This window comes from Rhodococcus sp. 14-1411-2a, from assembly GCF_002259485.1.
GTDB lineage: Bacteria > Actinomycetota > Actinomycetes > Mycobacteriales > Mycobacteriaceae > Rhodococcoides.
In genome coordinates, this window is sequence record NZ_NPGA01000015.1 from 492,972 (window position 1) to 516,226 (window position 23,255).

At 66.1% G+C, this 23,255-nt stretch carries 19 protein-coding genes; 6 read left to right on the top strand and 13 right to left on the bottom strand.

Going from position 1 to position 23,255, the window contains the following annotated elements:
* Positions 1–6 precede the first annotated feature (6 nt).
* Positions 7–864, top strand: coding sequence for an acyl-ACP desaturase (locus CH291_RS16040; RefSeq protein WP_068052840.1), 858 nt, complete (start codon positions 7–9; stop codon positions 862–864).
* 134 nt (positions 865–998) lie between these two features.
* Here CH291_RS16040 and CH291_RS16045 read toward each other — a convergent pair whose 3' ends face one another.
* Both CH291_RS16045 and glpX read right to left on the bottom strand, forming a co-directional pair.
* A complete protein-coding gene (locus CH291_RS16045) occupies positions 999–2,399 on the bottom strand; it encodes a class II fumarate hydratase (RefSeq protein ID WP_094641182.1) in 1,401 nt (466 codons plus the stop codon).
* A gap of 47 nt (positions 2,400–2,446) precedes the next feature.
* The gene (gene glpX / locus CH291_RS16050; protein ID WP_068052852.1) at positions 2,447–3,487 is read right to left on the bottom strand and encodes a class II fructose-bisphosphatase; all 1,041 of its coding nucleotides are present in this window, start codon (positions 3,485–3,487) and stop codon (positions 2,447–2,449) included.
* A 135-nt stretch (positions 3,488–3,622) separates the two neighbouring features.
* Between glpX and CH291_RS16055 the strand changes: the two genes are divergently transcribed.
* Positions 3,623–4,195 (top strand): DUF4245 domain-containing protein, encoded by a 573-nt coding sequence (locus CH291_RS16055; protein WP_094641183.1) that lies wholly within the window; start codon positions 3,623–3,625, stop codon positions 4,193–4,195.
* Here CH291_RS16055 and CH291_RS16060 read toward each other — a convergent pair.
* From CH291_RS16060 to CH291_RS16070, 3 genes are read right to left on the bottom strand one after another with little or no spacing between them, the layout of a single operon-like run.
* Positions 4,192–4,416 (bottom strand): exodeoxyribonuclease VII small subunit, encoded by a 225-nt coding sequence (locus tag CH291_RS16060; RefSeq protein ID WP_068052858.1) that lies wholly within the window; start codon positions 4,414–4,416, stop codon positions 4,192–4,194. The two genes, CH291_RS16055 and CH291_RS16060, sit on opposite strands and share 4 nt — an antisense overlap.
* A gap of 14 nt (positions 4,417–4,430) precedes the next feature.
* The gene (xseA, locus tag CH291_RS16065) at positions 4,431–5,693 is read right to left on the bottom strand and encodes an exodeoxyribonuclease VII large subunit (protein ID WP_068052861.1); all 1,263 of its coding nucleotides are present in this window, start codon (positions 5,691–5,693) and stop codon (positions 4,431–4,433) included.
* Positions 5,690–6,289 carry a lipid droplet-associated protein gene (locus tag CH291_RS16070; RefSeq protein WP_068052864.1) on the bottom strand — a complete coding sequence of 200 codons (600 nt, stop codon included), beginning with the start codon at positions 6,287–6,289 and terminating at the stop codon, positions 5,690–5,692. The genes xseA and CH291_RS16070 overlap by 4 nt, the downstream gene beginning before the upstream one ends.
* 122 nt (positions 6,290–6,411) lie before the next feature.
* Here CH291_RS16070 and CH291_RS16075 point away from each other — a divergent pair, with 122 nt between their 5' ends.
* Positions 6,412–7,419, top strand: coding sequence for a 4-hydroxy-3-methylbut-2-enyl diphosphate reductase (locus CH291_RS16075; protein WP_068052876.1), 1,008 nt, complete (start codon positions 6,412–6,414; stop codon positions 7,417–7,419).
* 61 nt (positions 7,420–7,480) lie between these two features.
* Here CH291_RS16075 and CH291_RS16080 read toward each other — a convergent pair whose 3' ends face one another.
* Together CH291_RS16080 and CH291_RS16085 are read right to left on the bottom strand one after the other, a co-directional pair.
* On the bottom strand, positions 7,481–8,659 hold the full coding sequence (locus CH291_RS16080) for a DUF6542 domain-containing protein (protein ID WP_179276568.1): 1,179 nt from the start codon (positions 8,657–8,659) through the stop codon (positions 7,481–7,483).
* A 20-nt stretch (positions 8,660–8,679) separates the two neighbouring features.
* The gene (locus CH291_RS16085; protein WP_094688001.1) at positions 8,680–9,846 is read right to left on the bottom strand and encodes a DNA recombination protein RmuC; all 1,167 of its coding nucleotides are present in this window, start codon (positions 9,844–9,846) and stop codon (positions 8,680–8,682) included.
* A 122-nt stretch (positions 9,847–9,968) separates the two neighbouring features.
* On the opposite strand from CH291_RS16085, the gene CH291_RS16090 reads away from it, so the two are divergent.
* Together CH291_RS16090 and CH291_RS16095 are read left to right on the top strand one after the other, a co-directional pair.
* On the top strand, positions 9,969–11,159 hold the full coding sequence (locus CH291_RS16090) for an exonuclease SbcCD subunit D (RefSeq protein WP_068052873.1): 1,191 nt from the start codon (positions 9,969–9,971) through the stop codon (positions 11,157–11,159).
* The gene (locus CH291_RS16095; protein ID WP_094688002.1) at positions 11,156–14,164 is read left to right on the top strand and encodes an AAA family ATPase; all 3,009 of its coding nucleotides are present in this window, start codon (positions 11,156–11,158) and stop codon (positions 14,162–14,164) included. The genes CH291_RS16090 and CH291_RS16095 overlap by 4 nt, the downstream gene beginning before the upstream one ends.
* Here the strand turns inward: CH291_RS16095 and CH291_RS16100 are convergent.
* From CH291_RS16100 to CH291_RS16125, 6 genes are all read right to left on the bottom strand, one after another.
* Positions 14,146–15,426: an AI-2E family transporter gene (locus tag CH291_RS16100; protein ID WP_082898946.1), complete on the bottom strand. Its 1,281-nt coding sequence runs from the start codon at positions 15,424–15,426 to the stop codon at positions 14,146–14,148. The genes CH291_RS16095 and CH291_RS16100 overlap by 19 nt on opposite strands.
* A gap of 51 nt (positions 15,427–15,477) precedes the next feature.
* Positions 15,478–15,975, bottom strand: a complete 498-nt coding sequence (locus CH291_RS16105) for a methylated-DNA--[protein]-cysteine S-methyltransferase (RefSeq protein ID WP_094688003.1) — start codon at positions 15,973–15,975, stop codon at positions 15,478–15,480.
* A complete protein-coding gene (locus CH291_RS16110; RefSeq protein ID WP_094688004.1) occupies positions 15,972–17,438 on the bottom strand; it encodes a DNA-3-methyladenine glycosylase 2 family protein in 1,467 nt (488 codons plus the stop codon). The genes CH291_RS16105 and CH291_RS16110 overlap by 4 nt, the downstream gene beginning before the upstream one ends.
* A 57-nt stretch (positions 17,439–17,495) precedes the next feature.
* Positions 17,496–17,666, bottom strand: coding sequence for a YbdD/YjiX family protein (locus CH291_RS16115; protein ID WP_094641195.1), 171 nt, complete (start codon positions 17,664–17,666; stop codon positions 17,496–17,498).
* Complete coding sequence (locus CH291_RS16120; protein WP_094688104.1) at positions 17,667–19,940, bottom strand: carbon starvation CstA family protein; 2,274 nt, start codon at positions 19,938–19,940, stop codon at positions 17,667–17,669.
* A gap of 141 nt (positions 19,941–20,081) precedes the next feature.
* A complete protein-coding gene (locus CH291_RS16125) occupies positions 20,082–21,263 on the bottom strand; it encodes an ROK family transcriptional regulator (RefSeq protein WP_094688005.1) in 1,182 nt (393 codons plus the stop codon).
* Between the two features lie 142 nt (positions 21,264–21,405).
* On the opposite strand from CH291_RS16125, the gene edd reads away from it, so the two are divergent.
* Entirely contained in the window at positions 21,406–23,229 is a 1,824-nt protein-coding gene (gene edd, locus CH291_RS16130) for a phosphogluconate dehydratase (protein WP_094688105.1), read from the top strand.
* Positions 23,230–23,255 lie beyond the last annotated feature (26 nt).

Genomic DNA, 23,255 nt, shown 5'->3' on the forward strand with positions numbered 1-23,255 from the left:
TACCGCATGTCTACGAACCTGTCCGACGGTGATCTGCTGGTCCGTTTGGAGCCCGCGGTCGAAGAGAATCTACGACGCCACATCGAGGCAGCCAGCGACTGGCATCCCCACGATCTCGCGCCGTTCGACGAGGGCAAGAACTTCGCGTTCCTCGGCGGCGAGGACTGGACGCCGGAGCAGTCGCACCTCAGTGATGTCGAAATCCTGTCCGCAACGGTCGGCGTGTTGGTGGCCGACAACCTGCCCGCGTACCACCGCGAATTGGCCCACGCCCTCACCGGTCTCGGAGCCTGGTGGAAGTGGACCGGCCGATGGACGTCGGAGGAGAACCGACAGTCGATCGTGTTGCGCAACTTCCTGGTGCTGACCCGCGCTGTCGATCCGGTCGCCCTCGAGCGCGTTCGGATGGAACACATGACGCTGGGATACGACGCCCCCAGCCAGCATCTGCTCGACATTCTCGCGCATTTCGCCATCGAGGAAGCCGCAGCCTCGCTGCGTAACCGCAACACCATCGCCCTCGGCAAGGATCCGGTGCTCGCCACCATCCTCGGCCGGATCGCCGACGACGACGCGCTGCAGTCGGCATTCTTCGCCAGCATCCTCGACGAGGCATTCGCCGTGGTGCCCGATCAGGCCGCTCGCGCCATCGCGGACCGGATCAACGGCTTCAAGATTCCCGAGGTCGACCTCCCGGACCGTGGCAGCAGCACCGCCGCGCTCGCCGAAGCCGGAATCTACGACGCCGACCAGGAACGCGACAAGGTGTTCAAGCCGCTGCTCGCAGGCTGGAAGATCTTCGACCGCACCGATCTGGGCGAGGACGGCCTGAAGGCACGCGAGGAACTCGCACACCTCGCCTGAGGTTCGGCCCTTTTCGAACGAACCCGCCCCCGGTTGGGATCAATGCGACTTTGTTGCAGTCAGAGTGACTGAAACCCACATTGATCCCACCGGGGGCGGGCTGTTTCAAGCGTCCGACGGGGCGAACGGGAAAGCTAGTCCTTGACCTTCGCCATGGCGAGTACGTCGAGGCGCTTGTCCAGTTCTGCTTCGCTGAGCTTGTCGCCGATCAGTCCGCGGTCGATGACCGTCTGACGGATCGTCTTCTTCTCCTTCAGTGCCTGCTTTGCGACGGCGGCAGCTTCCTCGTAGCCGATCGCGGAGTTCAGCGGCGTCACGATGGACGGCGAGGACTCGGCGAGGGTCTTGAGGTGCTCGACGTTGGCTTCGAGGCCGACGACACATTTGTCGGCGAACAGGACCGAGACGTTGGCGAGCAGCTTGAACGACTCGAGCACGTTGCGCGCCATCATCGGGATGTACACGTTGAGCTCGAATGCACCCGACGCACCGCCGAATGCGACTGCGGCGTCGTTGCCGATGACCTGAGCCGCGACCTGCGTAACAGCCTCGGGGAGAACGGGATTGACCTTGCCGGGCATGATGGAGCTACCGGGCTGCAGGTCGGGGAGGGTGATCTCGCCGAGTCCGGTGAGCGGTCCCGATCCCATCCAGCGAATGTCGTTGGCAATCTTGGTCAATGAGACCGCGATGGTGCGCAGTGCGCCCGATGCCTCGACGAGTCCGTCACGTGCGGCCTGTGCCTCGAACGAATCCTTGGCTGCGGTGAGTGCGTCGATCCCGGTCGACGCAACCAGTGCGGCAACGACTTTCGGGCCGAAGCCGTCGGGTGCGTTGAGGCCGGTGCCGACGGCGGTGCCGCCGATGGGCAGTTCACCGAGCCGCGGCAGGGTGGCCTCGACGCGTTCGATGCCTGCTTCGATCTGACGGGCGTAGCCGCCGAATTCCTGACCGAGGGTGACCGGAACGGCGTCCATGAGGTGGGTGCGGCCGGACTTCACGACGTGCTTCCACTCGGTGGCCTTCACCACGAGAGCCTCGTGGAGGTGGCGCAGTGCGGGCACGAGCGACGTCACGGCGGCCTCGGTGGCGGCGACGTGCGTTGCCGTCGGGAACGTGTCGTTGGAGGACTGCGACATGTTCACGTGGTCGTTGGGGTGTACTTCGACGCCGGCCGCCTTCGCGATCGACGCGATGACCTCGTTGGCGTTCATGTTCGAGCTGGTGCCCGAGCCGGTCTGGAAGACGTCGATCGGGAACTGGTCGTCGTGCTTGCCGTCGGCGATCTCGGTGGCAGCGGCGATGATCGCGTCGGCCAGTGCGCCGTCGAGCAGACCGAGATCCTTGTTGACCTGCGCGCAGGCTGCCTTGAGCAGGCCCATCGCGCGAATCTGAGTGCGTTCGAGCGGACGGCCCGAGATGGGGAAGTTCTCCACGGCACGCTGCGTCTGGGCACGCCAGAGCGCATCGATGGGAACGCGAACCTCTCCCATGGTGTCGTGCTCGATCCGGAACTGCTGTTCGTTCTCTGTCATTGACCTCTTGCCTCGGTAGGGGAGCGGAAACTTCGTCGAGCGGACGGTCAGAAGGACGGGATGGCGCCGGAGGTGTCGCCGTCGAAGTCGATGGTCGAGTACTCCTTGAGCTTGTTGAGCTGGTGGTACGCGTCGATCATGCGGACGGTGCCGGACTTCGAGCGCATCACGATGGACTGCGTGTGCGCGCCGCCGCCCGAGTATCGGACGCCCTGGAGCAGGTCGCCGTCGGTGACGCCGGTGGCGGTGAAGAAGACGTTCTCGCCCGAGACCAGGTCTTCGGTGGACAGGACACGATCGAGATCGTGTCCGGCGTCGATCGCCTTCTGGCGTTCGTCGTCGTCGGTCGGAGCCAGCATGCCCTGGTGCGCGCCACCCATGCAGCGCATGGCGGCCGCGGCGATGATGCCTTCGGGAGTTCCACCGGTGCCCATGAGGATGTCGATGGGGGAGGTGGGACGGGCGGCGGCGATGGCGCCGGCGACGTCGCCGTCGGAGATCAGTCGAATGCGAGCGCCGGTGTCGCGCACCTGCTGGATCAGCTCGGCGTGCCGGGGGCGGTCGAGGATGCACACCGTGACGTCGGAGGTGGAGCCCTTCTTGATCTTGGCGACGCGGGCGATGTTCTCCGCGACCGGTGCGGTGATGTCGATGACGTCGGCGAAGTCGGGTCCGACGGCGATCTTTTTCATGTAGAAGACGGCGGACGGATCGAACATCGCGCCACGCTCGGCGACGGCGAGAACCGAGATGGCGTTGGGCATGCCCTTGGCCATCAACGTGGTTCCGTCGACGGGGTCGACGGCGAAATCGACCTCGGGGCCGTTGCCGTTGCCGACCTGTTCGCCGTTGTAGAGCATCGGCGCTTCGTCCTTCTCGCCCTCGCCGATGACGACGACGCCGCGCATCGAGACCGAGCTGACCAACTGACGCATGGCGTCGACTGCTGCTCCGTCGCCACCTTCCTTGTCGCCGCGACCGACCCAGCGACCCGAGGCGAGCGCACCGGCCTCGGTGACGCGTACGAGTTCGAGTGCGAGGTTGCGATCTGGCGCCATGGCGCGAGTGGACTCGGTGCTGGCCGTCATCGGTTTGTAGCCTCCTGGTTGGTGGGGTGTTACCCAGGCGCGATTATCTCACTTCTGTGATGTCTGCCGTGGGGTCGGGTGGTCTGTGAGGCACGCGCCGACCGAGCACTGCTGCGCAGAGGGGATACTGGTGGGGTGGCGAACAGCAAACCTCGGATTCTCAACAACAGTCGCGACATGGTGTGGTCGCTCATTCCGCTGGTCATCGCGTGTTTGTTGATTGCGGGCATCGCCAGTCAGTGCTCGCTGAGCCCCGGCGGGCCCCAGCAGGGGCCCATCCCCAACTTCGACGTGGACACCGCGTTGCAGTACGACGCGTCGGAAATCGGCTTTCCGGTGCGTAATCCGGCTGTTCCGGAGGATTGGACGCCCAACTCGGGCAGTCGTCCGACGATCTCCGGCGACAACGGGGGACCGGTGTCGACTGTCGGGTACATCACCGGATCGGGTGCGTATCTGCAGCTGACCCAGACCAGCGCCGTCGAGGAAGTGTTGGTCCCCTTCGTGGCCGGCGACGAGACGGTGTACGCGTCGGGCGCGCAGAACGTGTCGGGTCGAGATTGGGTCGTCTACGGCGAGGAAGGTTCGCGGAAGTACTGGGTCTCGGACTTCGGCGATGTGCGAATCCTGCTGGGCGGTACCGCGAACGACGCAGACTTCACCACGCTCGCCGAGGCCCTAGAGGTCGCCGAACCGCTGGAGCCCTAGCTGTCCTTCTCGGTGCTCGCGAGCGCGGTCTCGATCCGCTTGCGGGCTCCGGCGAGCTGCTCCTCACAGCGGGTGGCCAGCTGCTCTCCGCGCTCCCACAGGGCCAGGGAGGCGTCGAGATCGAGCCCGCCCTGCTCGAGGATCTTCACCACGCCCACCAGTTCGTCCCTGGCCTCTTCGTAGCCCAGTTCCGATACCGGCTTGTCTTCGTTCTCGCTCATACGTACTCCTTCTGTCATTTGACTCGCCCCATGACTGCGGCGGTGACGGCACCGTCGGCCACTCGCACTCTGATCTGTGTACCCGGTGGCGCGTCCTCGACCGAACGCAGAACCTCGGGATCCGAACCCGCAACCACCCGCTGTACGACGGCATAGCCACGAGCAAGTGTGGCAGCAGGCCCCAGCGTCGACAGCCTTGCCCGCAGATGCTCGACGAGCGTGTCCTGGGTGGTGAGTTCGCGTTGCACGTCGCGTCGCGCCGCCTCCAGCAGACGTCGAACCTCCTCGCGGCGTTGCTCGAGCGAGGCCAATGGGTCCGCCAGTACCGGCCGGTGTCGGAGCATGTCCAGGCCGCGTGCCTCGCGCTCGACCCAATTGCGTAGCGCTGCAGCACTTCTCGACTTCAGCTCCGAGACCAGAGCTTGTTCGGCGACGGCGTCGGGCACCACGAGTTTGGCGGCATCGGTGGGAGTTGCGGCGCGCAGGTCCGCGACGTGATCGCTCAGTGGGCTGTCGGGCTCGTGGCCGATGGCACTGACGATCGGCGTGGTGGCGCGCGAGATGGCGCGGCACAGGGCTTCGTCCGAGAACGGCAGCAGATCCTCGACGCTTCCGCCGCCGCGGGCGAGGATGATGACATCGACGCTGGGGTCGTCGTCCAGATCTTTCAGCGCATCCAGAATCGCCGGCACCGACTGTGGCCCCTGGACCGGAGTGTTGCGAACCTCGAATCGCACCGCGGGCCAACGCCTCTGCGCGACGGTGAGCACGTCCTTCTCGGCTGCGCTGGCGCGCGCAGTGATCAGGCCGATGGTGCCCGGCAGAAACGGCAACGGGCGCTTGAGGCGTGGGTCGAACAACCCCTCTGCGGCGAGCAGCGCTCTGAGCCGCTCGATGCGGGCCAACAGTTCGCCGACGCCCACCGCGCGAATGTCCGTGGCGCGCAACGAAATGGTTCCGCGGCCGGTGAAGAACGACAGCTTGCCGTAGAGGATGACTCGCGCACCCTCGGTCAACGGAACCGGAGAGCGGTCGAGCAGTTGCGGCGAGCACGTCACCGACAACGACATGTCGGCCGACGGATCACGCAGCGTCAGAAACGCCGTCCTCGTGCCGGGACGCGCGTTGATCTGCGTGAGCTGGCCCTCCACCCAGATGGAGCCGAGCTTGTCGATCCAGCCCGCCACCTTCATGGCGACGGTACGCACCGGCCATGGCTGTTCGGCGGTGCTCGAGCCTGGCTGGGTCGGACCGGACTGCGTTGAGGGAGTGCTCACTTGGCCTTGGCGGTGGTGATGCGGTTGGCCAACATGGTCTGGAACGGTGCGCGGGCGAGCGTGTCGTTCTCGTAGTCCAGCAGAGTTTCGAGGTCCTCGATCGAGAGCGTGCGCAGGCGTGCGCGCAGCTGGGCAAGGGCGAGGGTGTCGAAGTCGATCATCTCGACGATCTCGGGCTTGTCCGCAGAGGGCGCGCGCTTGGCCGAGGTGTCCTGCACCGGCTCGTCCAGCGGAGGCGTCGAGTACAAGGCGAAGCGGCCGTTCGCCGCGACCGGCTCGGCCACGGGGGCGTCGGGCACATCGACGTCATCGGTGACGACCGGGGCGTCGAACACGTCGTCTTCGTCCTCGTCGAAGCTGGCCCAGGAGGGCTGCTCCTCGGTGGGGGTCCCGATCACCGGCAAGCTCGCGATGATCAGATCGCCCTTGATGGCCAACGCCGTCACCTGCTGCTGAAATCGCATCCCGCGGGCCAGCGCTTCGCTGACGACCGTCATCGGCAGCATCAGAGCGGAACCGGGAAGCTTGCGAGCCTCTTCCACGACGGTCACGGCGACGCCTGCAGCCACACGCGCTGCAAAGGGGACTCGAGTCATGCCCACCAGACTGCCCGAAACGGTGAACTTTGGGTAGCCGACAGGCTGTAGGACCCGTTGCAGCCGGGGCCGGAGGACATGGAAACGAGGCAGGCGAGCTCGGTGCACGTATCCTGGGAGGTATGTCTTCGGCTGTTCCTCTGAATCTTGGTATTGCACAGTCCGCCGGTACGGGTAAGTCCTCGTACGCCGGGGGTAAGCGAGTGCTGCTCGCGGAGCCGCGGGGCTACTGCGCTGGTGTCGATCGTGCGGTCGAGACCGTCGAGAAAGCGCTGGAGCAGCACGGTGCGCCGGTGTACGTGCGCAAGGAGATCGTGCACAACAAGCACGTGGTCGAGACGTTGTCCGATCGCGGTGCGGTGTTCGTGGAAGAGACCGACGAGGTGCCCGAGGGATCGCTGCTCGTGTTCTCCGCACACGGCGTCTCGCCCGCCGTGCACACGTCCGCGGCCGAGCGGAACCTGCGCACGATCGACGCCACCTGCCCGTTGGTGACCAAGGTGCACCAGGAAGCCAAGCGCTTCGCTCGCGACGACTACGACATCCTGCTCATCGGCCACGAGGGCCACGAGGAGGTCGAGGGCACCGCGGGCGAGGCACCCGAGCACATTCAGCTGGTGGACGGCCCCGACTCGGTCGCCAACGTCACCGTCCGTGACGAGAGCAAGGTCATCTGGCTGTCCCAGACCACACTGAGCGTCGACGAGACCATGATGACGGTCGCCAAGCTGCGCGAGCGCTTCCCGACGCTCCAGGACCCGCCGAGCGACGACATCTGCTATGCCACGCAGAACCGTCAGGTCGCGGTGAAGGCGATGGCACCGGAATGCGATCTGGTGATCGTCGTCGGTTCGAAGAACTCCTCTAACTCGGTGCGGTTGGTCGAGGTCGCACTGGGCGCGGGTGCGCGGGCGAGCTACCTCGTCGACTACGCCAAGGAGATCGACCTGGCCTGGCTCGACGGGGTCGAGACGATCGGCATCACCTCGGGTGCATCCGTACCGGAGATCCTGGTGCAGGGCGTCATCGAACTGTTCGCGGAGCACGGCTACGCCGACGTACAGCCGGTCACCACTGCCAACGAGACCCTGGTGTTCTCCCTGCCTCGTGAGCTGCGCCCAGCCCGCTAGCAGCGGGAAAAGAGTTCACGCCCCGTACAGGAATTCCTGTACGGGGCGTTTCTCGTTCGAACTAGTCGCTGTGACGGTCGCGGTAGCGAACCTTCGGCACCGGGTGCGGGGGAATGTCGTCCCGGCGCGGGTCAGGCAGAGAATGGCTGCCCTGGCCGTTTCCGGCGGTGTAGTCGGTGGCAGCGGGGGCGCTCGTCCGAGGAGTCACGACCGGCCGAGCTCCGGAGCCGTACGGATCGGCAGCCTCCCGCGGAGCGTTGACCCGAGTCGATCGCTCGCGACGAGGTTCGGTCGAATACCGCGGCTCTGCCGAGTAGCGAGGCTCCGGCGCAAAAAGCGACTCGGACGGTTGCGGCCGCTGTGCATCACGTGCTTCACGGGACTGCGCTCGACGAGACTCTGCCTGCGGATACTGCGTTCGTGGGTATTCAGGCTTCTGGTGCTCTGGCTTGTGGTCCTGACGCGGGGCCTCGGCGGAGTATCGAGTCTGCGGTGCCGAGGTCGGGGTAGACGATCGCCGGGGGCTCACGGTGGGATCTGCCGCAGCACGAGAGCCGGTGCGAGGGGTCGAACGCGGGCGAGGATCGGTGCTTCTGCGACCGACGTACGGCCCGGGCACGATGTCGGTTGCCTCGGCCGCGGAATCGGTGCTGCGATCGGCTGCGGCTGCTCGCCTGCGGGAGCGTTCGGGGCGCTCTTCCTGTGCCCGACGCTGTGCTCTGGTGGGCTTGTCATCGCTGGGCTTCGGGCTGCGTCGCACAGTGCCCTCGGCCTTCTGGCTTCGCCGAAGGGTGGGGGCATGCGTGTTCTGCCGTTTGAGCACGATGCGAAGCACTCCGAGTCCGACGGCGACCAGGGTGCCGAGCAACATCAACGGAAACCGGTTGACCAGTGGAATGGCAACGTTGAGGATGATGTCCTTGAGGCTGGTGCCTGCGTTGTCGGTGAAGTACTGGTACGACAGCGGCACGGCCACGAACAGGATCAGCGGGGCTTGCACCATCGCGGTGAACAGTCCGCGGAAGCGGACGAGAAGGACGCCGGCGATGCAGCCGAGGACGTACATGAACGCGAACGCACCGGTCAGCTCGGTACCGCGTGCGGCATCGATCAGGAATCCGAGAAAGGTCAGTCCCGCGGCGATCGCGACGGCACCCCATGCGGGAACGCCGGGCAGGGTCGCGAGGATGGATCGGTGATCCAGCGGTACCCCGGAGCGGGCACGTTGGGAGGTAGACACCCCCCGAGGTTAGCCGTTGTTCAGCCCACTGCATCGCTGACATGACCGAAGTCGTGCCGGTAGCGGGACGAATCGGACAGTTTGGGTCGCTCGTCCACTCGGGCGATGTCCACCGGATCGGCGTCGAACAGCTCGAGCTCGTGCAGCTTTCTCGCCGTCACGCTCACCCGGGTATCGACGGACCCGACGGTGGAATTGAAGGATTCCACGGCCTTGCCGAGGTGGGCACCGAGCTTGTCCAGGTGTGTCGAGACGACACCGATTCGCGTGTACAGCTCGCGTCCCAGTTGCTGGATGTGCGCAGCGTCCTCCGCCAGCGACTCCTGCTTCCACGTGTAGGCAACGGTTCGTAGTAACGCGACCAGGGTGGTCGGGGTGGCCAGGATCACGTTCCTGCCGAAGGCGTACTCGAGCAGGCCGGTGTCCGAGGTCAGGGCCGCGTCGAGAAACGGGTCGCCGGGAACGAACAGCACAACGAACTCCGGCGTCGGCTCGAACGCCTGCCAGTACGCCTTGTCGGCCAGCTGGTCGATGTGAGTGCGCAGTTGCTTGGCGTGGCGTCGCAGATTCTTCTCCCGCGCGGCGGGATCCTCGTCCTGGGCGGCATCGAGGTACGCCGCGAACGGCACTTTGGCGTCGACGACGATCTGTCGACCGCCGGCGAGACGCACGATCATGTCGGGTCGGATGCCGTCCTTGCTCACCTGCGTGTCGAAATCGCAGTGCTTGACCATGCCCGCGAGTTCGACGACCCGCTCGAGCTGGATCTCGCCCCACCGGCCCCGGATCTGCGGTGCACGCAATGCCGTGACCAGCTGACCGGTCTGGGTGGACAGATGCATCGACGCTCGATGCATCCCGGTGACCTGCTCGGACAATCCCGCGTACGCCCGAATGCGATTGTGCTCGACCTGGCGCACGTGCTCGGAGAGCGCATCGACGGCGTCGTGCAGCGGCTCGACCAGGTGTGAGACCTGCTGGCCGATCACGGTCGAATTGCGTCGCGCGGAATCCTCGTTGACCGCACTCAACGACTGCCGAAGCATGCCCTCGTGCTCGCGGAGCGCGGCCAGCTGGGCTTCGGCTCGAACGGCACGGTCGCCCACCCGCGAGGCGTGCAACAACCAGCCGACGACCGCCCCGATACCGAGAGCGACGAGCAGGCCGAACGCGGTGAGAATGTTCATGGACCAGATGATGCAGGACGGCACCGACAACTTCGGTTCGCGACGGCATGCACCGCAGCTCACGTCCGACAGGCCGAGGCGCCTCGAGGAGTTTGTCGGTGGTTCCCGATAGCGTCGAACGCATGAGAATTCTGCACACCTCGGACTGGCACATCGGTCGCACCTTTCACGGTGTCGACCTGTTGGCCGATCAGGGCGCTGTGCTGGAGTCCATCGCGGAACTGGTTGCGGCGCAATCGATCGATGTGGTGGTGGTGCCGGGCGATATCTACGACCGCGCTGTTCCCAGTGCCGATGCCGTCCTGGTCTGCAACCGCGGACTCGAGGCGATCAGAGCGGCAGGCGCGGTGATCGTCGCGACGTCGGGAAACCACGATTCACCCGCTCGGCTGGGCGCGGGTGCCGCGTTCGCCTCGGCGGGAGGGCTGCATCTGATGACGCGGGTGGGCGACGTCGCCACCCCGGTCGTCATCGAGGACGAGCACGGCTCCGTTGCGTTCTACGGCATTCCCTACCTCGAGCCCGAGACGACGCGGGCCGAGCTCGACGTTCCCACCGCGCGGACGCACGCGGAGGTGCTCAGCGCTGCCATGGATCGGATCCGGGGTGATCTCGCGACGAGAAACGAAGCGGGACAACATCATCGCTCGGTCGTACTCGCGCACGCGTTCATCGTCGGCGGTGAGGCGACCGGCTCGGAGCGGTCGATTTCCTCCGGCGGTATCGAAACTGCGCCTGCGTCGGCGTTCGACGGGGTCGACTACGTGGCGCTCGGGCACCTGCATTCGCCCCAGACCCTCACCGATCGAGTGCGGTACTCCGGTTCCCCTCTGCCCTATTCCTTCGGTGAGCGGTCGCATCGCAAGGCGGTATGGATTCTCGATCTCGACGCGAACGGGCTCGGCACCGTCGAGCGAGTCGACCTGCCGGTGGTACGCGGACTCGCCCGCATCGAAGGCACGGTCGAGCAATTGACAACGGACGCAGCGTATTGCGAGCTCGAAGATCATTACGTCTCCGCCGTGCTCACCGACGAGGTACGCCCGGTCGACGCAATGCGCTTGTTGCAGCAGCGTTTTCCGCACGCGATCCACTTGGAATGGCGTCGCCCGGAGGGATCCGGCGAGCTTCGTTACCGCGACCGTGTGCGTGGCCGTAGCGATCTCGACATCGCCACCTCGTTCGTGACGGACATGCGCAGCGTGCCGACAGCAGCGGAGTCCGCGCTCCTGGCTCGCGCGCTGGCCTCCGTGCATCGCGAGACCGAGGCCATCCGCGGGACGGCCACCACCGCCGACCGCGGTGCTGCATGAGACTGCATTCACTCGAGATCACCGCCTTCGGCCCCTTCGCGGGCACCGAGACGGTGGACTTCGACGCACTGGGAGCCGACGGGCTCTTCCTGTTGCACGGGCAGACCGGAGCAGGCAAGACGACGGTGCTCGACGCCGTGGCGTTCGCGCTGTACGGAACAGTGCCCGGAGCTCGTCGTGAAGGCAAGCGACTGCTGTCCGATCACGCAGCCAAAGGCGCGGTGCCACAGGTCACGTTGGAGGCGACACTCGCTGGGCGACGCATCAGAATAGTGCGCAGTCCGGAGTTCCTGCGGCCCAAGCTCCGCAGCACGGGCACCACCAAGCAGCACGCCAAAGCCAGTCTCACCTGGCTCGACGGCCGCGGGCAGAACCTCACCCGGCTCAACGAGATCGGTGACGCCGTCAACGCGCTGCTCGGAATGAGTGCCGACCAGTTCTTCCAGGTGGTGCTGTTGCCGCAGGGTGAGTTCGCGCGATTCCTCCGAGCCGACAGCGACGAACGCGGCAATCTGCTCGAAAGGCTCTTCGACACAGGCCGATTCGGTGATGTCGAAGAGTGGTTCGCGCAGCGCCGCCGGGAGCTGGCCGCCGAACTCGCGGACGCTCACCACGCCATCGACATCATGCTCGGCCGGGTGTCGCAGGCATCGGGGATACCCGAGCCCGCGGGCGAGGACGGCGAGCAGCCGGACCCGCTCGAGTGGGCGGCCGACGTCCTGGCCGATGCCCGGCAGAATCGGACTCTCGCGCAAGGTCGGGCGGTGCTGATCGACGCGGCAGCTCGGCGTGCGTCGACAGCTCTGACGAAGGCCACCACCGTTCTCGATCTGCAGCGTCGTCGGGCTCTCGCCGAGGCGCAGCTCGTGCAGTATCGGGAGGGCGAGACGGCGCGAGCTGCGCGCAGAACCGAGCTCGCCGATTCCGCGGCCGCCGGACCGATCGCGGCCACTGCCGCAGACCTCCGTCTCGCCCGCCGGACGACCGAGGCCGCGACCTCCTCACTCGCGGCGGCGGAGCGTGCGCTGCCGGCAACGGCGGAGGGTCGACGCTTTCACGCTGCGTTGCACTGGCCACCCGAGCCCGCGGATCCGTCGGACGAGCGCACGGTCGTTGCACAGTTCGTGCGTGACTGGACCACCGACGTCGCCCGGTTGCAGTCGCTGCTCGGTCTCGCCCGCGAGGCCGACCGACTCGACGGCACCCTCGTCGAATATCGTGCGCAGCAACGCACTACCGCAGCGGCAATCGAACGCACCGTGCAATCGCAGGCCTCGATGCCCGAGAAGATCGCAGCGGTCGAATCGCGGATGGCACGAGCCGCCTCGGCTGTGGCGGAGTTGCCGGGCCTCGAGGAGCGCTGCAGTCGGGCCCGCGCGGCAGCCGAGTCGGCTCTCGAACTGGTACGCACACGTGCGACTCTGGCCGAGGCCGAACGTGCCCGCGACAGCGCCCGGGCAGCGCACAACACCGCCCGGGAGCACCTGCTCGATCTCCGTGAGCGACGCCTCGACGGGATGGCCGCCGAGCTGGCGGCCCGTCTGGAGGCGGGCGAGCCGTGCGTCGTGTGCGGATCGGAGGTGCACCCGTATCCCGCTGCAGCGTCGACGTCGACGGTGACCAAGGCACAGGAAGACAAGGCCGCTGCCGCAGAACGCAAGGCCGCTGCCGTGCTCGATCAGGCGGTGGCGGTTGTCGCTCGAGCTCAACGGGACGTGGATCTGCTGCACGACCGCACCGGTGGGGCATCCGCTGCGGAGTCGGCCCAGACGCTCGATGCCGCGACCACCGCAGTGCAGGACGCGCGTGCGCGTGCCGCCGATGTCGAACCGGCAACCGCTGAGCTCGATCGCCTGCGGAGCGAGTCGGACGCGCTGACGGTCACGCTCCACGACCTGGTTGCCTCGCGGAGTGCCGTGGACGAGCGCATCGCGGCCACCGAGGAATCGCTGACGCAGATGCGTGCGTCGGTGGCCGAGGAAGTGGACGAGGGCGCGTCGCTGGCCGACCGAATCGCGGAGCGAGAAGCGCTGATCGACGGTGCCCGGCGAATTCAGGAAGCGCGTATCGCCTGGCTCGACGCCACTGCGCGGGCCGATGCGCTGGCAGCAGAACTGGACCGTCGGGTGGAGGCGTCGAACTTCGAGTCCGTCGACGCCGCGGCCGGGGCAGTGCTGACCGCAAACCGCGTCGAGCAGATCGAGACCGAGCTGCGTACCGCCGAGGAGACGCGTGCGCATGCCGAGCACGTGCTGCGCGACCCCACCATCGTGGACGTGGCCGGTCGGCCGCCGGTGGATCTGGTCCCGCTGGAGCAGGCGTGCGCCGAGATGGACGACGAGGTCAGGGTCGCCGCTGCGGCGGTGGCGGAATGTCGAAGGCGCGCAGACGATCTGGAACGGTTGATCGCCGAATTGTTCACCGCGGCCCAGGCCATCGCGCCGCAACGTGCGGAATTCGACGAGCTCGCCAACTTGGCGGACGTGGTGGCAGGCCGGGGACAGAATGCACGCAAGATGTCGTTGCGCTCGTACGTCCTCGCGTCTCGACTCGAGGATGTCGCCGAGTCCGCATCCGCGCGGCTGCGTCGAATGTCTTCGGGACGATACGAATTCGTGCACTCCGACGAGGCAGGCGTCCGCGGCAAACGGGGCGGTCTCGGACTGGACATCAGGGACGACTACACCGGTGTGGTGCGCTCGGCCAAGACACTGTCGGGCGGTGAGGCATTTCTCGCGTCGCTCTCGCTCGCGTTGGGCCTCGCCGATGTCGTGGCTGCCGAATCCGGTGGTGTCGTCCTCGACACCATGTTCATCGACGAAGGATTCGGCACGCTCGACGCCGACACCCTCGAATCGGTGATGGCGGTTCTCGACGAACTACGTGCGGGTGGACGCGTCGTCGGCGTCGTCAGTCACGTCGACGAGATGCGTCAGCGCATTCCCAGTCGCCTCTACGTCAAGCGGGAGCGCACCGGATCCACGCTTCAGGTAGTGGCTTCCTGACCCGAGTCCTTCTTGTCGGAGTTCTTCTCCTCGTCGAGGCCGGCCTGCTCCTCGGTCAACCCGTCGGGCGGCGGGATTTTGTCCTCTAGCTCGTCCTGGTCCGGTTCGTTCGAGCGCGCATCGATCTGCTCGGACAGGTACCGGATCAGCACGGCCGCAACCGCCGCAGCCGGGACGGCCAGGAACGCGCCGATGATGCCGAACAGTGAGCTGCCTGCCGTCACGGCGAGCAGCACGATCGCCGGATGCAGGTTCATGCTGCGGCTCTGCAGGATCGGCTGCAGCACATTGCCTTCCAACTGCTGTACCGCGACGATGATGGCGAGCACGATCAGTGCAGTGGTCAGCCCGTTCGCAACCAGGGCCACCAGCACAGCGAGTGCGCCGGCGACGAACGCTCCGACGATCGGAATGAAGCCACCGATGAACGTCAGGGTCGCCAGCACCAGCGCCAGCGGAACGCCGAGAATGACCAGGCCGAGACCGATGAAGAATGCATCGATGAAACTGACGATGGCCTGAGTTCGGATGAATCCGCCGAGGGTCGCCCACATCCGTGAGAGCACCTCGCCCAGATGGGTTCCGGCGCGGCCACCGGAGAACCCGTGCAACCACGGCAGAAACTTCGGTCCGTCCTTGACGAAGAAGAACGTCAACACCAACACCAACGCCAGAGTGACCAACAGCGAGCCGGCGGCGGATACGCCGGTGAACACGCCGGTGGCGATGACCTCCCCGCTGTCCTGTAGCCGCGACACGATCGCCGACACGGCCGAGTCGATCTGGTCGTCGCCGATGTTCAGCGGCGGCCCCTTCAACCAGTCCTGTACCTGTGCGATACCGCCCGATGCCTGGTCTACCAGCTCCGGTGCCTGCTCGGCGACCGACGGAACGATCAGAGTGATGATGCCGCCGATGACGACGAAGAACACCACGAGCGATACCGACGCGGCGAGGGCGGGAGGAAATCCCAGACGCATCATCAGTTTGGCCGGCGGCCACAGTACCGTCGCGACGATGACGGCGAGCAGGACCGGCAGCAGGATCACCCAGAACTGCCCGATCAGCCAGCCCAACACCCACGCCCCGGCTGCGATCGCAATGAGGATCAGCGACCACTTGGCCAGCCACATACCGCCGACCCCGATGAGGTCACCACGATCGCTGCCGGACGTCGTGGACTTCGACGGACTGCCGGGCACTGCCGATTCGGTCACTGTGGCTTCCTCACATTCGGCGGATGGCGGATCGTGAAGAACCATAACGTCTCGGTATGCCCAGCTGTATGTCACCGCCGTCCAAGGCGAGGCCTTTCAGGCCGCCTCGTGTGCCAACAGCCATTCCTTGACGGGCAGGCCCCAGCGAAAACCGCCGAGGGCCCCGCCGATTCGAACCACCCGATGGCACGGCACGAACAGTGCAGCCGCATTGCGCGCGCATGCCGACGCAGCACCACGGATGGCTGCCGGTCTACCCGACAGTTCTGCGAACTCGGAGTAGGTCACCGGCGCACCGGGTTCGACAGTGCGCAGAACTCCCCAGGCGTGCATGAGAAATTCGCCGGATCGTTGCGCGACGGCAACGGAGTCGATGACGGTCAGCTCACCGCGGTGATAGCTCTCGACGGCGCGCGTCACATCGCCGAGATCGGCCGCCGTGCGCACGCTGTCGGGGCGCATCGTCGGGTGGATCAGGACGCGGAGTTCTTCGACATCGGCGGTCCACCCGGATGCCAGGACGCGCTGATCGGCGTCGACGATGGTGGTGAACGGGCCTATCGGGGTGTCCTGGGTGGCGGCGGTGGCAGTCATTGCTGTCTTCTTTCCAATGCGGTGATCCACAGGTGCATCGAGACGTACGAACGCCACGGTGCCCAGCGCTGCGAATTCTTCAACGAAACGTCCAAAGCCTCTGCGCCTTGGCGGACGACGAGATCGGTATCGAGCAGAACATCGGGATCGCCGAGCAGCCGCATCACGACGTATCGGGCGGTCCAGGGTCCGATTCCTTTGAGCGCGAGCAGTTCTCGCTCCAGTTCCGGCCCTTCTCGCGCAGGATGGAGCACGACGGTTCCCGACGTGATGGCGTCGGCGACGCGGATGACGGTCTGGACCCGGGCGGCAGGTCCGGTGAGTACCTCGTGGCCTCGTTCGGCGATGACGGCAGGTTCGGGAAACAGTCTGGTGACGGTGTCGTTGCCGAGATCGAGTGGTGCACCGAGAGCGTCGACGAGTCGGGCGGTGTGGGTGGCCGCGGCCTTCAACGAGATCTGTTGTCCGATCACTGTGCGCAGCAACATCTCTGCGCCGTCGACCACTCCCAGGGCGCGGATGCCCGGGTGGGCGTCGACGCTCGGTGCCAACTGAGGGTCTGCGCTCAGTGCGTCGTCGACGGCGAGTGGATCGGCATCGAGATCGAGGAGGTGTCGGATGCGGGCGACGGCAGGAGTCAGATCGCGCATGTCCTGCAATGTCACTGCGGCGCTGACGAATCCGTCCATCACCCGTAGTGCCACGAGCCCGGCGGCGTGCGGCAGGCTCAGAGATCGCACGTATTCGCCGTCCTCGGAGAACGATTCGATGCCCTCGACCACGTGGCCCCGCAGGAACCACTCGATCCAGCCGCGGTCGAGTGGCGGGCGGTACGGCAAGCGCAGGGTGACGGTTCCGCCCGCGGTCGGTACGGCAGTGCGGTGCGCTTCTCGACGCAACGTCGACGGGTCGACGGCGAAGACTTCCTTGACGGTGTCGTTGAACTGCCGGACGCTGGAGAAGCCGGCCGCGAAGGCGATGTCGGCCATCGACATGTCGGTGGTCTGAATGAGCGTGCGGGCGGTGTGGGCGCGGTGCGCGCGGGCCAGCGCGAGCGGGCCTGCACCGACCTCGGCCGTGAGCACGCGGGTCAGCTGCCGAGTCGAGTAGCCGAGGGTGCTGGCGAGGCCGTCGACGCCACCGCGTTCGACGGCTCCGTCGGAGATCAGCCGCATGGCCCGAGAACTGAGGTCCGAGTGGATGTTCCAGCGTGGGGAACCGGGGGTGGCGTCGGGCTGGCAGCGGCGGCAGGCTCGGTAGCCGGATTGTTGCGCCGCCGCTGCGGTGGCGAGAAACGAGACGTTGCCCGGCTTGGGTGTGCGGGCCGGGCAGGAGGGTCGGCAGTAGATGCCGGTGGTGGAGACGGCGGTGAAGAACTGGCCGTCGAACCGTGCGTCACGCGAGGAGACCGCGCGATAACACCGATCGAAGTCCAGTTCTTGCACCTGCCGTTCACTGCTCATGCACCTACTGTGTCAGCGCGGACGCTTCGGTGCTAGCGGAAATCGGACATCACCGTGTCAGCAGCATCGAGCTCCTGGGTTCCGGTCCGCCTCCGCGTGCCTGTCCTTCCAGTACTGCCGCACGGTGGGCGGTTCCTGATCCGGATGGTGGCGGGCCAGATGGGCGACGTAGCGGTCGTAATCGTGATCGCCCATCACCGAGGTGATCCACCACCACAGCCCGCGCATCTAGTGCGCCGATCCGGGGCGACGGACGGTGCCCGCCTCGATCAGCTCGTCCCATTCGGCCTGGATCTTCTTCTCGGCCGGGGTGAGCACGAAGCCGGTGGGGCCGAAGATCTTCGACGGCACCTCGGGCTCCTCGTTGTCGGGCAGGTTGTCTCCTCGAACTGCCTTGATGCACACCCATACTCCGGCGAACACGACGACCAGGACCAGTACCGCGAAGATGATCGACAGCATGCCCTGAATGAAGGTGTTGCGGATGACGGCGTCGATGGCCTCGGGGGTCTTGGCGCTGCCGAACTCGCTCAGGCCCTGCGCCTTGGCGTCGCGGAACTGGGAATGCTGCGTCCAGTAGCCGATGGCCGGGACGGAGGAGAAGATCTTCTGGTACGACGCGGTCATGGTGACGATCAGGTCCCACGCCAGCGGAACCCCGGGAATCCACGCCCACTTGTAGAGGCCGCGCTTGACGACGATGACCATCACCACCGTCAACGCGATGGCGGCAAGGAGCTGGTTGGCGATACCGAACAGCGGGAACAGGGTGTTGATGCCGCCCAGTGGATCGGTGACGCCCATGAGAAGGATTGCGCCCCAGGCTGCGACGACGATCAGCGAGCAGATCCAGGCGCCGGGGCGCCACGACGGATCCTTGAACTTCTTGGCCGAGGCTCCGGGGAGGTTGCCGATGCTGTCGGAGAGCATGAAGCGTGCGACGCGGGTGCCTGCGTCGACCGTGGTGAGGATGAACAGTGCCTCGAACATGATCGCGAAGTGATACCAGAACGACTTGAGCGATTCGCCGCCGAACACCTGGTGCAGTACCTCTGACATGCCGAACGCGAGTGTCGGTGCGCCGCCGGTGCGGGAGATGATCGTTTCCTCACCCACATCGGTTGCCGCCTGGCTCAATTCGGCCGGGGTGATGTCGCCGCCACTGAGGCCCAATCCGTTGACGTACGTCGCTGCAGTTTCCGGGGTGCCACCGGTCAGCGTGGAAGGAGCATTCAACGCGAAGTAGATGTGCTGATCGAGAACACAGGCGGTGATGAGCGCCATGATGGCGACGAACGACTCGGTGAGCATGCCGCCGTAGCCGATCATGCGCATCTGCTTTTCCTTCTCCAGCAGCTTCGGCGTGGTGCCGGAGGAGATCAGAGCGTGGAAGCCCGACAGCGCGCCGCAGGCGATGGTGATGAACAGGAACGGGAACAGCGAGCCTGCGAACGCCGGGCCGTTGCCCTCGGTGGCGAAGCTCGTCATTGCGGGCATCTGGATCTCGGGACGCGCGATGAGGATGCCGACGGCGAGCAAGGCGATGGTGCCGACCTTCATGAACGTCGACAGGTAGTCGCGCGGGGCGAGCAGCAACCACACCGGCAGGATGCAGGCGAGCAGGCCGTAGCCGATCAGCAGCCAGGCGACGGTCACCTTGGAGAGGGTGAACCAGTCGGTGCCCCAGTCGGTCTCGGCAACCCAACCGCCGGCGACGATGGCGAGCAGCAGCAGGACGACGCCGATGAGTGAGACTTCGGTGACGTTGCCCGGCCGCAGGAAGCGCAGGTAGACGCCCATGAACAGTGCGATCGGAATGGTCAGTGCGATGGAGAAGACGCCCCACGGGCTTTCGGCGAGAGCGTTGACGACGACCAGTGCGAGGACCGCGATGAGGATGATCATGATGACGAACACTGCAATCAGCGCGGCGGTGCCGCCGACGACTCCGAGTTCGTCGCGGGCCATCTGGCCGAGGCTGCGGCCGTGGCGACGCGTCGAGATCCACAGCACCAGGAAATCCTGTACGGCACCGGCGAACACGACGCCGATGATGATCCACATGGTGCCGGGCAGGTAGCCCATCTGAGCGGCGAGGACGGGGCCGACGAGCGGGCCTGCTCCGGCGATCGCGGCGAAGTGGTGGCCGAACAGCACCCGACGGTCCGTCGGCATGTAGTCCTTGCCGTTTTCCAGAATCTCGGCAGGAGTGGCGCGGTCGTCGCGTGGGAAGACGATCTTTCGTTCGATCAGCCTGGCGTAGAAGCGAAAAGCGAAGATGTACGTACACACCGCGGCGATGACGAACCAGACGGCGTTGGGATTCTCTCCGCGGACGATCGCGATGATCGTCCACGCAACACCGCCGAGTAGGCCGATGGCGACGAGCATCAGGCGCTTGATCGGGGTCATCGGATGTGACTCGACGACGCCGACCGGCGGTAGGTCGGGATCTGTCTTCAGCAATTCGACGTGTGGTTCGTCGGCCGCTTTCAGTGACATGTGTGGGGTCTCCAGGATCGCAGGTGTGACTGCGATCACCCTATGTGGGCCGCCGGTGTGCGTCCTCGAATCGACGCATCGCGGTGCGCCCGGCGGTCGCTGGAGTGCGACGAGCGGCAATCGCGGCGACGATGCCCGCGGTCAGCCGCCCAGTGCGTCGTCGACGTCCCGGGCGCTGAGCACCTGATCCAGCACCAGCGCCGCACTGCCGATCACCCCGGAGAGGTCACCGTGGGTGGTGGCCTGGATGGTGAGGGCCTTGGTGGCCAGCGCGGTGGCGTTTCCGTAGACGGTCTCGCGGAGGCCGGCGACGAAGATGTCGTAGGCGTTCGCCATGTCGCCGCCGACGATCAGGACCTCGGGGTTGAGTAGGTTGACGGCACCGGCCAGGGTTTCACCGATGTGGCGTCCGCTGTCGCGAATGAGTCTGCGTGCTTCGGGGTCGCCGCTCACCGCGAGATCGACGACGCCGCGAACGTGGCCCACTTCGCGGCCCTGCTCGTTGAGTGCGCGCACCAGAGCCCAGCCGCCCGCGATGGCTTCGAGGCAGCCGCTGTCGCCGCACCTGCACGCGACGCCTGCCGCGGCAGCGGTCTTGGTGTGGCCGAATTCGCCTGCAGCGCCCAATGATCCGCGCTGCAATGCGCCGCCCGCGACGATTCCGGCACCGAGGCCGGTCGAGGCCTTGACGAGTAGGGCGTTCTGGAAGCGATCTCGATTGTCTCGACGTTCGGCCAGCACCATCGCGTTGGCGTCGTTGTCGAGAAATACCGGAGCCGACGTGGTGTCGGCGAAGAACGGTGCCAGCGGCACTCCGTCCCAGCCGTGCATGATCGGCGAGTCCAGGCTGCACCCTCGGTCGGTGTCGGCGGTGCCGGGGATGGACAGTCCGACGCCGAGGATGCGGTGGTCGGTCCGGTGCGATTCGTCGAGCAATGCCTGCAAGCGCTTGGTGATCTGCGGCATCAGCTCGTCCGGGCCGACGCCGATTTCCTGATCGACGGTGTCGCTCGCGAGCAACTCGCCGCCGAGGGTGAACACGCCCAGCTGGGAGCGGCTGCGTCCGATCGCGGCGGCGAGCACCACACCGGCGTCGATGTCGAAGGACAGTCTCGCCGGGGGTCTACCGCCGGTGGAGTGCGTGTCCTCGGTTTCGATGACCAGGCCGAGCTCGGTGAGCGCGGCGACGCGGGAGGCGACGGCCGATCGCGACAGTCCGGTGATTCGGCCGAGCTCGGCACGAGTAGCTGCTTCCCCGTCGCGAATCAGAGCGAAAACCTCACCTGCCGTCGCAGGTGGAGCGCTCAGGCGCGGCATGGACATAGACGCCATTCAACCAACTGGCAACTTTTACGGCAACAGCCTAAGAAGTGCCACTTATAACTTTGAAAAGCATAAGTTGGGTTGTCGATCGACCTAATGGGCCTTAGAGTGAGTGATGAGAGACCGAACATCGGAGATACTCATGGACACACTCCATCCGGTCCTGCGTCAGGTCACCGACCGCATCGCAGACCGCAGCCAGTCCGACCGCACCACCTACCTCGCGCGAATCGCATCGGCCGGGGATCGAGGCCCGGCCCGTGGCCGCCTCGCCTGCGCCAATATCGCTCACGGCTTTGCAGCCTCCGGCAAGGCCGACAAACAGGCCCTGCGCGGCATGGTGAAGCCCAACATCGCGATCGTCTCCGCCTACAACGACATGCTCTCGGCACACAAGCCGTTCGAGACCTACCCCGCCGTGCTGAAGAAGTCGGTCATCGACGCCGGCGGCATCGCACAGTTCGCCGGTGGAGTTCCCGCCATGTGCGACGGCATCACGCAGGGCCGTGACGGCATGCAGCTCTCGCTGTTCAGCCGCGACATCATCGCGATGTCGACCGCAATCGCTTTGTCCCACGACATGTTCGACGCCACCCTGATGCTCGGGGTGTGCGACAAGATCGTCCCCGGAATGCTCATCGGCGCACTGAGTTTCGGTCATCTGCCTGCGGTGTTCGTGCCCGCCGGGCCGATGACCTCCGGACTTCCCAACGGGGAGAAGGCAAAAGCGCGCCAGCTCTACGCCGAGGGCAAGGTGGGGCGCGAGGCTCTGCTCGACGCCGAGGCCGCGTCGTATCACGGCAGTGGCACCTGCACGTTCTTCGGAACGGCCAATTCCAATCAGTTGCTCATGGAGGTCATGGGCCTGCACCTGCCGGGATCGTCGTTCGTCAACCCCGGAACCGCGATGCGCGACGCGTTGACCCGCGAGGCGGCGCACGTCGTCACCGGTCTGACGTCGTTGGGCGACAACTACACTCCGGTGGGGGAGGTCGTCGACGTCAAGTCGATCGTCAACGGCTGCGTCGCGTTGCTCGCCACCGGTGGTTCGACCAACCACACGATGCACCTCGTCGCCATCGCCAAAGCCGCCGGAATCACGCTGACGTGGCAGGACCTGTCGGATCTGTCGGCCGTCGTGCCGCTGATGGCCCGGATCTACCCGAACGGCAAGGCCGACGTGAATCACTTCCACGCGGCCGGTGGACTCGGGTTCGTCATCGGGTCTCTGCTCGACGCCGGGTTGATGCACGAGGATGTGAAAACCGTTGCCGGGCAGGGTCTACGGCGCTACACGCAAGAGCCGAAGCTCGACGGCGACGGGGTTATGTGGCAGGACGGTACTCGGATGAGCCACGACGACACCGTGTTACGAGGCGCGAACGAGCCGTTCAGCGCCGACGGCGGACTGAAGATGCTGACCGGGGCGATCGGCAAGTGCGTCATCAAGACTTCTGCACTGGCACCCGAACATCGCGTGGTCACCGGACCGGCACGAGTGTTCGACGATCAAGCCGACTTCCTCGAGGCATTCGACGCAGGGCTACTCGACGGCGACTTCGTTGCCGTGCTGCGTTATCAGGGCCCGCAGGCCAACGGTATGCCCGAGTTGCACAAGCTCACCCCGGCTCTCGGAATTCTGCAGGACAAGGGACGGTCCGTCGCGCTGATCACGGACGGCCGAATGTCCGGTGCCTCCGGCAAAGTCGCTGCGGCAATTCACCTCACGCCCGAGGCCGCGAGTGGGGGACCGATCGCGAAAATTCTCGACGGTGACATCATCACTCTCGATTCCCTCGGTGGCACACTGTCGATCGACGTACCGCTCGACGAGTTCGAGGCACGGCCGGTCACCGGCCGAGCCTTGGACAAGGACGAGTGGTCCAGCACCGGTCGCGACTTGTTCTCGGGCATGCGTGCGCTCGTCGGCCCGGCCGACGAGGGTGCAATGTTCGTCATGCGCTGAGCCCCGTAACTCCAGAAGAAGGTAAG

What these genes read in the sequence shown, in the direction of transcription:
- CH291_RS16040 (WP_068052840.1), top strand. Translation starts at nt 7, where the DNA reads ATGTCTACGAACCTGTCCGACGGTGATCTGCTGGTCCGTTTGGAGCCC.
- CH291_RS16045 (WP_094641182.1), bottom strand. Translation starts at nt 2,399, where the DNA reads ATGACAGAGAACGAACAGCAGTTCCGGATCGAGCACGACACCATGGGA.
- glpX (WP_068052852.1), bottom strand. Translation starts at nt 3,487, where the DNA reads ATGACGGCCAGCACCGAGTCCACTCGCGCCATGGCGCCAGATCGCAAC.
- CH291_RS16060 (WP_068052858.1), bottom strand. Translation starts at nt 4,416, where the DNA reads ATGAGCGAGAACGAAGACAAGCCGGTATCGGAACTGGGCTACGAAGAG.
- CH291_RS16070 (WP_068052864.1), bottom strand. Translation starts at nt 6,289, where the DNA reads ATGACTCGAGTCCCCTTTGCAGCGCGTGTGGCTGCAGGCGTCGCCGTG.
- CH291_RS16075 (WP_068052876.1), top strand. Translation starts at nt 6,412, where the DNA reads ATGTCTTCGGCTGTTCCTCTGAATCTTGGTATTGCACAGTCCGCCGGT.
- CH291_RS16085 (WP_094688001.1), bottom strand. Translation starts at nt 9,846, where the DNA reads ATGAACATTCTCACCGCGTTCGGCCTGCTCGTCGCTCTCGGTATCGGG.
- CH291_RS16090 (WP_068052873.1), top strand. Translation starts at nt 9,969, where the DNA reads ATGAGAATTCTGCACACCTCGGACTGGCACATCGGTCGCACCTTTCAC.
- CH291_RS16095 (WP_094688002.1), top strand. Translation starts at nt 11,156, where the DNA reads ATGAGACTGCATTCACTCGAGATCACCGCCTTCGGCCCCTTCGCGGGC.
- CH291_RS16100 (WP_082898946.1), bottom strand. Translation starts at nt 15,426, where the DNA reads ATGGTTCTTCACGATCCGCCATCCGCCGAATGTGAGGAAGCCACAGTG.
- CH291_RS16105 (WP_094688003.1), bottom strand. Translation starts at nt 15,975, where the DNA reads ATGACTGCCACCGCCGCCACCCAGGACACCCCGATAGGCCCGTTCACC.
- CH291_RS16110 (WP_094688004.1), bottom strand. Translation starts at nt 17,438, where the DNA reads ATGAGCAGTGAACGGCAGGTGCAAGAACTGGACTTCGATCGGTGTTAT.
- CH291_RS16115 (WP_094641195.1), bottom strand. Translation starts at nt 17,666, where the DNA reads ATGCGCGGGCTGTGGTGGTGGATCACCTCGGTGATGGGCGATCACGAT.
- CH291_RS16120 (WP_094688104.1), bottom strand. Translation starts at nt 19,940, where the DNA reads ATGTCACTGAAAGCGGCCGACGAACCACACGTCGAATTGCTGAAGACA.
- CH291_RS16125 (WP_094688005.1), bottom strand. Translation starts at nt 21,263, where the DNA reads ATGTCCATGCCGCGCCTGAGCGCTCCACCTGCGACGGCAGGTGAGGTT.
- edd (WP_094688105.1), top strand. Translation starts at nt 21,406, where the DNA reads ATGGACACACTCCATCCGGTCCTGCGTCAGGTCACCGACCGCATCGCA.